10 protein-coding genes are annotated in these 10,523 nt (G+C 38.6%); 8 read left to right on the top strand and 2 right to left on the bottom strand.

Translation table 11 applies throughout. The annotated features are described in order from the left end of the window. The first annotated feature begins 513 nt into the window (after positions 1 to 513). Entirely contained in the window at positions 514 to 903 is a 390-nt protein-coding gene (locus LY11_RS13785) for a DUF3592 domain-containing protein (protein WP_111634237.1), read from the top strand. 27 nt (positions 904 to 930) lie between these two features. Further along, positions 931 to 1,413, top strand: coding sequence for a hypothetical protein (locus tag LY11_RS13780; protein ID WP_111634236.1), 483 nt, complete (start codon positions 931 to 933; stop codon positions 1,411 to 1,413). An 80-nt stretch (positions 1,414 to 1,493) separates the two neighbouring features. Here the strand turns inward: LY11_RS13780 and LY11_RS13775 are convergent, their stop codons facing one another. Next, on the bottom strand, positions 1,494 to 1,832 hold the full coding sequence (locus LY11_RS13775; RefSeq protein WP_111634235.1) for a hypothetical protein: 339 nt from the start codon (positions 1,830 to 1,832) through the stop codon (positions 1,494 to 1,496). A gap of 186 nt (positions 1,833 to 2,018) precedes the next feature. Here LY11_RS13775 and LY11_RS13770 point away from each other — a divergent pair, with 186 nt between their 5' ends. Together LY11_RS13770 and LY11_RS13765 are read left to right on the top strand one after the other, a co-directional pair. Further along, positions 2,019 to 2,450, top strand: a complete 432-nt coding sequence (locus LY11_RS13770) for a hypothetical protein (RefSeq protein WP_111634234.1) — start codon at positions 2,019 to 2,021, stop codon at positions 2,448 to 2,450. Beyond that, positions 2,447 to 2,941: a hypothetical protein gene (locus tag LY11_RS13765; protein ID WP_245952764.1), complete on the top strand. Its 495-nt coding sequence runs from the start codon at positions 2,447 to 2,449 to the stop codon at positions 2,939 to 2,941. Before LY11_RS13770 ends, LY11_RS13765 begins: the two co-directional genes overlap by 4 nt. A gap of 117 nt (positions 2,942 to 3,058) precedes the next feature. Here LY11_RS13765 and purD read toward each other — a convergent pair whose 3' ends face one another. Then, positions 3,059 to 4,333 (bottom strand): phosphoribosylamine--glycine ligase, encoded by a 1,275-nt coding sequence (purD, locus tag LY11_RS13760; RefSeq protein WP_111634233.1) that lies wholly within the window; start codon positions 4,331 to 4,333, stop codon positions 3,059 to 3,061. Between the two features lie 242 nt (positions 4,334 to 4,575). On the opposite strand from purD, the gene secA reads away from it, so the two are divergent. The 4 genes from secA (at position 4,576) to LY11_RS13740 (ending at position 10,519) form a co-directional block, all read left to right on the top strand. Further along, a complete protein-coding gene (gene secA / locus LY11_RS13755; RefSeq protein ID WP_111634232.1) occupies positions 4,576 to 7,887 on the top strand; it encodes a preprotein translocase subunit SecA in 3,312 nt (1,103 codons plus the stop codon). Positions 7,888 to 7,967: 80 nt separating this feature from the next. Further along, complete coding sequence (locus LY11_RS13750; protein ID WP_245952763.1) at positions 7,968 to 8,390, top strand: SPOR domain-containing protein; 423 nt, start codon at positions 7,968 to 7,970, stop codon at positions 8,388 to 8,390. Between the two features lie 8 nt (positions 8,391 to 8,398). After that, positions 8,399 to 9,586, top strand: a complete 1,188-nt coding sequence (locus tag LY11_RS13745; RefSeq protein WP_111634231.1) for a M20 metallopeptidase family protein — start codon at positions 8,399 to 8,401, stop codon at positions 9,584 to 9,586. Further along, on the top strand, positions 9,587 to 10,519 hold the full coding sequence (locus LY11_RS13740; RefSeq protein WP_111634230.1) for a hypothetical protein: 933 nt from the start codon (positions 9,587 to 9,589) through the stop codon (positions 10,517 to 10,519). Positions 10,520 to 10,523 lie beyond the last annotated feature (4 nt).

Genomic DNA, 10,523 nt, shown 5'->3' with positions numbered 1-10,523 from the left:
AATAATATTAGACCACATATGAGTTGTAGTTTTCTAACTCCAGAAGTTGCTCATCAAACTACTGAACCATTGATAAAATACTGGAAAAATACCAGAAAGAAAAAAGTGCCAGATGTAGTTACAATCAAATCATAATGTATAGTTTTAAGTAGAAATATTCACTCTTCAAAACTGTAAACTAAAAACCGGACAAGACCAACTGTAAACTAAAAACCGGACAAGACCAACTGTAAACTAAAAACCGGACAAGACCAACTGTAAACTAAAAACCGGACAAGACCCATTGTAAAGCAAAATCAGGAACGGACAAACTAATAACAGGGGTAAATACCTTTTCAAAGTAGGTAGGGTCCATGTGTTAATTTTCGTGATGATTAATTTATTTTAACGTAAATAACTCCCTGTATGAACGGCTTTATTATCGTTTAAATGGTATATTGGGAAACGTTTACCTGTCTAATAATGGCGTTAACGTAATAAATTGATATTGAGGTTTTTAATACAGATAATCAGATGGTGTATTTATTAATTATGGGTTTATTGTTAGCTGGTTTTGGCCTTTTTAAAGTTTTTGACCGCAAGCGCTATAAAAAGTCAGGAGTCAAAACTGCCGGGGTCGTTTCTGATATTGTACTCAGCGGAAGGAGTTATTATCCGATTGTGAGTTATGAAACGCTTGATGGGGTTAGTGTGGAGGAAGAGTATTCATTGGGGTCAATGCCTTCAGCGTATAGAAAAGGAGAGGCTGTCAAAGTCATTTACAAGCAGGAAGATTGCAAGCAATTCATCCTTGACAATAAATCGTCAGAATATATAGAGTTTGGTTTTATAGCGATTGGAGTAATTATGATGTTTATTTCTTGTTATTATTCCTATAAAGGGGACGGAAACTGGGACTTTTAACGGGCGATTCTTATCTTCACGCTAAATATGATCTACCCAATAAAAACAACTGAATTACAAGAAAACCTTGACTTTTATGGTGAAGTGATCCTGATGCAGGAGCGCGCAACTCAATATCTTAAAGGGTTTCCCTGGTGCAAGACTATCATCGCCTCTTCTCTTTATTTTAATCTGGGGGAGAAGTTATGTGTCTTTTTATATGAAATTGATAACTCAGCCAGTAAGGATGATAATTTTCTCTGGGTAGTTGTAGGTGATCTTCCTCCGATGTATCTCGATACTTACGGACCCAAAAATACGGTTCATGTGCTTGCTGATTATGTTGATCTGGCTAAAAAGTGGATTTCAAATATAGAGGCGGGTTTGCCTGTTACGGATTGTTATCCTTTTAACATTGCACCTGTAGCAGAAATGGCAGCATTGTTAAAGCAAAGGGTCGTATTAATAGAGAATGCTATTCTTGCAAATATGGATGAGATTGTACTGCCTGCAGGATTGAATGATAAGTAATTTCTGAAAATTAAGAGTAATAAACTTGCAGGCTGACGCAGATAAACAATAAACCCGGCGGGTAACCGGGCTTGTTTGTATTACTGAATAAATAATTGATTCACCACATACAAAGTCTTGGTGCCATTGTCATAACGGATCACTGCGTTTGCCTTGCCATCAGGAGAAATTTTTCCTGTGATGGAGGTTACATTTAGCCATGTACCACTAATGGTGTCAAATACTTCTGCACTGGTAAAATTCTGGGCACTATCTCCAAACAAAGAGACAATATATTTGCCTTGTTTTACTTTGCCATAGTCGATGGCTGTACCTTTAGCTTTTACAATTGCACTTGCAGTTGCTGCCATTATCGGCTGGATGGTCAATGATCCCAGCATACAGCCAGCGATCATCGCATTGATCATTAATTTTTCCATAAGGATAGGGTTGATTGATTAATCCTAAATATATTTAAAAAATCTTATGATTATTTAATGATTTCTGTTAAAAAATTAATTTTTTTGAAAGTTGTAAAATTGAGGTTTAAGCGTTATAAGTTGGCAAGCAACACAACTTCATCTTCGTATGACTAATATTGTTGTTATATTTGTTATATTTGATATATGGAAATGCCAGGTATTCAGGGAAAAAGAGTAATTGTAGTTTTTTGGAAAAATAGTACAGAGAATCCTTTTGAAGTATTTTCTAACCTAAAGAATTTTTGTTTAAGCTATCCAAAGTTTAGTTACAATACTATAAGTAATTACTTGAGTAAGGCTAAAGTTGCTTATGAAAATCAGGAAATACGAATAGAACGTAAAAATATTATTTCTAAGCCTAAGCCAGCTCCTGAACCCCGAATTAGAAAAATAGTACCTGTACTAAGGAGGGTTATGCTGAAAGATGCCTATGATGAACAAAATGATCTGGAATATTGGTTGGGCCGACCGGTAAAAGAGCGTGCTGCTGCAGTTACCTACATCATTTCTCAATCTTTAGCAAAGGGACAAAGAATGGATAAAACTAAGCTCATAAAGAAAAGAATGTACGCATGACGTTAGCCGAAGATTTTGAAGATTTCGTTAAATTGTTAAACCAATACAATGTTGAGTACATGGTTGTGGGAGGTTATGCACTGGCATTTCATGGCAAGCCTCGTCACACGGGTGATCTCGATATTTGGATCAATGTATCTGAAGAAAATGCAATTCGAATGCTCAAAGTTGTGAATGATTTTGGGTTACAATCTCTTGGCTTCCAGAAAGAGGATTTTTTAACTGAAGGATTAATTAGCCAGATTGGGTATCCACCATTACGTATTGATGTGCTAAACCTCATTGATGGAGTTAAGTTTAGTGAGGCGATCTTAAATATGGAAAAGATAGAGCTCGAGAATGATCTTGTCATTAATTATATCGGCCTTAACGATCTCGTGAAAAATAAACAAGTCTCCGGCCGCAGACAAGACCTCACCGATGTTAAGACATTACAAACGTTAATGAAATCAAAAAAAGGTGGTTTTCCGGATAAGCCTGATGAAAGTTAAAGACACCTAAATAATTGACTTTATTTCTTATAGTTGCCTGGCTGATTATTAATGTATTAAAAACAGAAAGGCCCGAAACAACTGTTCCGGGCCTTTCTGTTAATTCGTCATTTCGACTTACATCAAATCAAAACCTATATCTTCTCTGAAATATTTCCCGTCAAAGTATATCCTTGCTGCATCAGCTGTTGCTGATTGTAATGCCTCAAACATGTTATCCTGTAAACTTGTTACCGCCAGCACGCGTCCGCCATTACTTTTAATCACACCGCCTTCCGCAATTGTTCCTGCATGGAAAGCTAAAGATTTACGAATGTTATCAATTCCGGTTATTGCTTTACCTTTTTCATAATCGCCAGGATAACCGCCTGCTACAATGACAACAGTAGCTGCACTTTTCGGGCTGATCTTCAATTGAACATCTTTCAACTGCTTTTTCGAAGCTGCGATGAAAAGTTCTACCAGATCATTTTCGATTCTTGGTATAACACTTTGAGTTTCAGGATCACCCATTCTGCAGTTATATTCAATAATCATTGGTTTATCACCAACCTTGAACAAGCCGAAGAAAATGAAACCTGTATAATCTATTTTATCTTTCTTTAATCCATTAATAGTAGGAATGATAATGCTGTTTTCAACTTCCTTCAAGAATTTTTCATCTGCAAAAGGAACCGGAGATACAGAACCCATACCACCTGTATTTAACCCGGTATCACCCTGACCAATACGTTTGTAATCTTTCGCTTCTGGTAAAATCACATAATTATCACCGTCAGTCAATACAAATACTGACAATTCAATCCCTGTTAAGAATTCTTCGATCACCACGATCGCACCTGCATTTCCAAACTTGCCTTCACTTAACATCAGGGTTAGTTCAGCTTGTGCGTCCGCTACGGTTTCACAAATTAAAACTCCCTTACCTGCTGCTAAACCATCTGCTTTTAAAACAACTGGTAAGCTATGGGTTTCCAGGTAAGCTAATCCTTCTGCCAAAGTCGCTTCAGTGAATGACTTAGAACCCGGGTGAGGGATGTTATGGCGCTTCATAAATTCCTTAGAGAAATCCTTGCTGCCTTCCAATATTGCACCTTCTTTTTTAGGGCCGATCACCGGGATGCCTGCAAGTTTATCATCTGCAAGGAAAAAATCATGAATACCGTTTACCAGAGGTTCTTCAGGGCCGACAACAACAAGCTCAATCTTCTCTGTTAAAACAAATGTTTTGATTGCTGCAAAATCATTCGGATTCAGGTTTACATTTTTACCATATGCTGCTGTTCCACCATTACCTGGTGCGATAAATAGTTTTGAGCACTGTTCAGATTGACTCATCTTCCAGGCGAAAGCGCTTTCTCTTCCACCAGAACCTAATAATAAGATATTCATATCCAGCAAAGATAAACGCTTTGCCTAAATTTTAGACAGACTCTCCTAAATTATATTCATTCAATCATTACCGCAAGATGACAAATTGTACTTATCTGCTTAAATAAAGCTCCTATAGCCATTACTATTACAAGATATTTTGTAGTTTTATCCCTCGATAACTGCCAAAGTGACCTATCAACTGGTGTGGCTTGGTTGTTGTAAAATGATGATTTTAAAACAAATAAAACATAAATAAAACGATGCTGGGATTTTTAACCAAAGTTTTTGGAAGCAAATCAGAAAGAGATATTAAGGCAATCCAACCACTTGTCATTAAGATAAATGAAGAATACGCTAAGCTTTCGGCCTTAAGCAATGATGAATTGCGTAACAAAACTGTCTATTTCAAAGACATTATAGCCAAATCTTTAGCTGAGATTGATACTCAAATTAGTACCCTGAAAACTGATGCTGATGGTCAGGATTTATCATTACCTGAAAAAACTGCCATTTATGAGCGAATTGATGTATTGGTAAAAGACAGAGATAAAGAATTAGAAGTTATATTGATGGAAATCCTTCCTGCTGCTTTCGCAGTGGTGAAAGAAACTTCAAGACGTTTTGCTGAAAATCCTGCGCTTGAAGTTACGGCTTCTGCTTATGACAGAGAATATGCTGCACGCAGAGCGAATGTGAAAATTGAAGGTGATAAAGCTTACTGGGCTAATTCATGGGATGCTGCTGGAAGTACTGTTGTCTGGAACATGGTTCACTATGATGTGCAGTTAATTGGTGGTATTGTATTACACAATGGTAAAATTGCTGAGATGGCAACGGGTGAGGGTAAAACGCTGGTAAGTACATTACCTGCTTACCTGAATGCTTTAGCTGGTCAGGGTGTACACATTGTAACAGTGAATGATTACCTGGCACGACGTGACTCGGAGTGGAATGGTCCTTTGTTCGAATTCCATGGGATCAGAGTAGATTGTATCGATAAACATGAGCCTAACTCTCAGGAACGCAGAAATGCTTACCTGGCCGATATTACTTATGGTACGAACAACGAGTTTGGTTTTGATTATCTGCGTGACAATATGGCGCAGGAACCAGGTCAGCTGGTACAGCGCAAATTGCACTTTGCAATGGTGGATGAGGTCGATTCAGTATTAATTGATGATGCACGTACTCCATTGATTATCTCAGGTCCGGTTCCTTTTGGAGATCAGCATGAGTTTCATGAGCTGAAACCAAGAATCGAACGTTTGGTAAATGCACAGCGTGAATACGTAACTAAAGCTTTAAATGAAGCTAAAAAATTAATTGCAGATGGTAAAACCGGAACTGAAGAAGGCGAAGGTGGTTTAGCGTTATTAAGAGCACACCGTGGTTTACCAAAAAATAAAGCACTGATCAAGTTCTTAAGTGAAGGAAATAACAAAAATATCCTGCTTAAAACTGAAAACAGCTACATGGCTGATCAGTCGAAAAATATGCCTAAAGTAGATTCACATTTATATTTCTATATCGATGAGAAAAACAACCAGGTAGAATTAACTGAAAAAGGGATTGAGCTGATCACCAAATCTGGTGAGGATGAGCATTTCTTCGTCTTGCCTGATGTAGGTACTGAAATCGCTGAAATTGAGAAATCAACTTTAGAAAGCGAAGATAAAATTGCACAGAAAGATGCTTTGATGCGTGATTACTCGATCAAAGCTGAACGTGTTCACTCCGTAAATCAATTGTTAAAAGCTTATACCTTATTCGAAATGGATGTTGAATACATCATCGATGAAGGTAAAATCAAAATTGTAGATGAGCAGACTGGCCGTATCATGGATGGCCGTCGTTATTCTGATGGTTTACACCAGGCGATTGAAGCTAAAGAAAATGTGAAAGTAGAAGATGCTTCACAAACTTACGCGACTGTTACTTTACAGAACTTCTTCAGAATGTACCATAAATTATGTGGTATGACTGGTACAGCAACAACTGAGGCTGGTGAGTTCTGGTCTATTTACAAACTGGATGTGGTAGAAATACCTACAAACAGAATCATGCAGAGATTAGATGAGCAGGATTACGTTTACCGTACTGTTCGTGAAAAATATAATGCACTTGCAGAAGAAATCGTAAAATTAACAGAAGCAGGAAGACCAGTATTGGTGGGTACTACCTCTGTAGAGATTTCTGAGCTGTTAAGCCGCATGCTAAAGTTACGTGGTATTAAACACAACGTACTGAATGCGAAAATGCACCAGAAAGAGGCTGATATTGTAGCTGAAGCTGGTCAGGCCGGAACGGTTACAATTGCAACAAACATGGCTGGTCGTGGTACGGATATTAAATTAGGTGCTGGTGTTAAAGAAGCAGGTGGTTTAGCTATCGTTGGTACAGAGCGTCATGAGTCGCGTCGTGTAGACAGACAGTTACGTGGTCGTGCAGGTCGTCAGGGAGATCCGGGTTCTTCTCAGTTCTTCGTGTCACTGGAAGATAACTTAATGCGTTTATTCGGTTCTGAGCGTATTTCTAATATCATGGTCAAAATGGGAATTGAAGATGGTGAAGTAATTCAGCATTCAATGATTACCAAATCTATTGAGCGTGCACAGAAAAAAGTAGAAGAAAATAACTTTGGTATCCGTAAGCGTTTGCTGGAATATGATGATGTGATGAACTCACAACGTTCTGTAATTTATGCAAAACGTAAAAATGCTTTGTTCGGTGAGCGTCTGGATGTAGACATGAACAACATGGTGTTTGATGTGGCTGAAGATGTAGTTTCTGAATACAAAGAGGCTGGTAACTATGAAGGTTTCAAATTAGAGGTGATTAAAAACTTCTCTTTGGATACTGATATTACTGAGGCTGAATTCAATTCAAGAAGCATCCATATTTTAACAGACAAATTGTTTGAGGAAGCAACTACGTTTTACGCAAGAAAATCAGAGAACATCATTCTTCAGGCGATGCCGGTATTAACACAGGTGTTTGAAGAGCGCGGTGAGCATATTGAGCAAATTGTTGTTCCTTTCACTGACGGAATCAGAAGTATCCAGGTTCCTGTAGAGTTGAGAAAAGCGATTGCGAATCATGGTAGAGAAGTAACGAAGTCATTTGAAAAAACTATCGTTCTTGCTTTAATCGATGAGTCATGGAAAGAGCATTTACGTGAAATGGACGAGTTAAAACAGTCTGTACAAAATGCCGTTTATGAGCAGAAAGATCCGTTAATCATTTACAAAATGGAAGCTTTCAATTTGTTTAAAAACATGTTGAACGCAGTCAATAAAGAAGTAGTAAGTTTCTTATATAAAGGTGGTATCCCGATGCAGCAGGAAGCTGATGACATCAGAGAAGCACAGGCACCTAAGCCGGTAGCAAGCAAATTGCAGTTGTCAAAACCTGAATTTGCTTCCTCAACCAGTACAGGTGATGTACAGTTTGAGGATACACGTGAGGCTGTTCCGCAACAACCAATACGTAAAGAAGTCACTATTGGAAGAAACGACCCTTGCCCTTGTGGAAGTGGTAAGAAATACAAAAACTGCCATGGTGCAGGATTGTAATTTGTAATACACATAAAGAATGCCGATTTTTGTAAAAAGAAATCGGCATTCTTTTTTTAGCATAGTTTGTAACCCTTCTTATGAAAACACTTTTTACATTTATTATTTGCTGCTTTTCTTTTGCTGTTTTCGCCCAGAAAAGAGGAGAAGTGATCATTGTGAAAGATCCGCTGGTAGACAGCCTGATCGAGAAGAGGATCGCTTTGAGCAAAAAAGCAGCACCGGCAACGGGGCACAGAAGCGGAGCAATTGTTTCACAGATGGGTTTCCGTGTACAGGTATTTTATGGTTCAGACCGGAGAAAGACTTTCAATGAACAGGCACGTTTTAAATCGGCTTATCCAAAGCTGAATACTTATATCACTTATAAAGAACCAAATTATTATCTCCGTGTGGGCGATTTCAGAACACGTCTGGAAGCCCAGAGACTGATGAATGAACTCAGGTCAACGTTTCCGACTTTGTTCATCTTCAGAGAAAAAATCAATGCACCCCGTTTATAGCCAATCAAATGATCAACAAAGAGCAGATTCAAAATTTAGCAAATACTATATTTCAGGATGTTGTAGGTTATCGTCAGCATCTTCACATGAATCCGGAACTTTCTTTTCAGGAGTTCCAGACCTCCGCATTTATTCAGGATAAACTAACTTCGTGGGGCATTCCCTTTACGATTATGGCGAATACTGGTGTAGTTGGTCTGATTAAGGGAGATCTTCCGTCTGAGGAAGTTATTGCGCTTCGCGGGGATATAGATGCTTTGCCAATCGTCGAGGCCAATGATAAGCCTTATGTGTCGAAAAATGTTGGGGTAATGCACGCCTGCGGACATGATGTACATATTTCTTCTTTGTTAGGGGCAGCGTATATTCTGAATGAAATGAAGGCTGAGTTTGGCGGAACAATTAAATTGATCTTCCAGCCGGGTGAAGAAATTCTTCCGGGTGGGGCAAGTTTGATGATTGCGGAAGGGGTATTGGAGAATCCAAGACCGGCAAGTATCATCGGACAGCATGTAATGCCTTGGATTGATGCTGGAAAAGTAGGTTTCCGTTCTGGAATTTATATGGCCTCTGCGGATGAATTATATGTAACAGTAAAAGGAAAAGGTGGTCATGGGGCACAGCCTCAGCAGAACATCGATCCTGTATTGATTACTTCTCATATTATTGTGGCTTTACAGCAGATTGTGAGCCGTAATGCAGATCCAAGGTTACCATCTGTGCTTTCTTTCGGAAAGGTGATTGCCAATGGTGCGACCAATATTATTCCGAATGAAGTGAAGATTGAAGGAACTTTCAGAACATTAAATGAGGAATGGCGTGCAGAAGCGAAACGTTTGATGAAGAAAATGGCTGAAGGGATTGCGGAAAGTATGGGTGGCAGTTGTGAGTTTAATATCATGGACGGTTATCCTTTTTTAGTGAATGAGGAAAAGTTAACGGCAAGTGCGCGTGGTTATGCGGAGGATTATTTAGGGAAAGAAAATGTGGTTGATCTGGATATTTGGATGGCTGCGGAAGATTTCGCATATTATTCCCAGGTTACTGATGCTTGTTTTTATCGTTTAGGTACGGGAAATGAAGCTAAGGGCACTAAATATTCTGTACATCATCCAAATTTTGATGTGGACGAGGATGCTTTGAAAATATCTACCGGCCTGATGGCTTATATCGCTTTAAAGCAATTGGGGAACTAGATGAAGAGTTTGTTTATTGCTGTTTTAATGCTTTGCGGGTTTGGAAGTTTTGCGCAGGAGATACCGCGTTTTAATCCGGATACCATTAAGACGATCCAGCTGGATTCCAATGTGAATATTGTTGCTCAGAAGCTGAGTGTGGAAACTTTTATCAGGGCAATTACGACTGATACGAGTTTTTATGCGGCATTCCGGAAGATGAAAAAGTATAGTTTCATCGCTGAAAACAGGATTTATACTTATGATAAGAAGAATAAGGTAAATGGAAAGATTTACCGTAAGATCAGGCATTCCAATTCCGGCCCGGTAAGAATGGAATACCTGGTTAAACAGGATACGGGCAAGGTGTTTAAGAAGAATGGCAAGTATCAGTTGTATACGATAGAAATGTTTGATTACATTTTTATGAATGCTTATAAGTCTGACCTGGTTTCCAATACGGCTACTTCTTCTCCCGGAGGGAAGGGTGATAGCAATTCAAGTTATAAGGATAAGTTAAAAACACTGATTTTTAATCCTGGTAAACCGGTAAAGGGGATTCCTTTTATTGGCAGCAAAACGGAGATTTTTACGCCGAATATGCGCCAGTATTATGATTATAATTTCCAGAGCGGAACTTACCTGGATTCAATCCCGGTGTACCGTTTCAGGGTGAGTGTGAAGAATGATCTGAGCTCATGGACCAAGGATGGTTTAATGATCAAAGAATTGGTTACGATTTTTGATAAGCGTGATTTTGCAATTCTTGGCCGTTACGTGGATATGAAATACAGCAATATGCTGTTTGATTTTAATGTACAGATGAATATTGAAATGGGCTATTTTGGAGAGGATAAGTTACCGACCAAGATTACGTACCAGGGAAATTGGAATGTGCCTTTTAAGAAAGAAGAAAGAGCAAGCTTTTTAATATTACATAAGGATTATCACTAGGATT

The sequence above is a fragment of the Pedobacter cryoconitis genome, from assembly GCF_003259615.1.
GTDB classification, from domain to species: Bacteria; Bacteroidota; Bacteroidia; order Sphingobacteriales; family Sphingobacteriaceae; genus Pedobacter; species Pedobacter cryoconitis.
The sequence above is the reverse complement of the archived record's forward strand: the minus strand, read 5'-3'. Positions and strand labels throughout refer to the sequence as shown.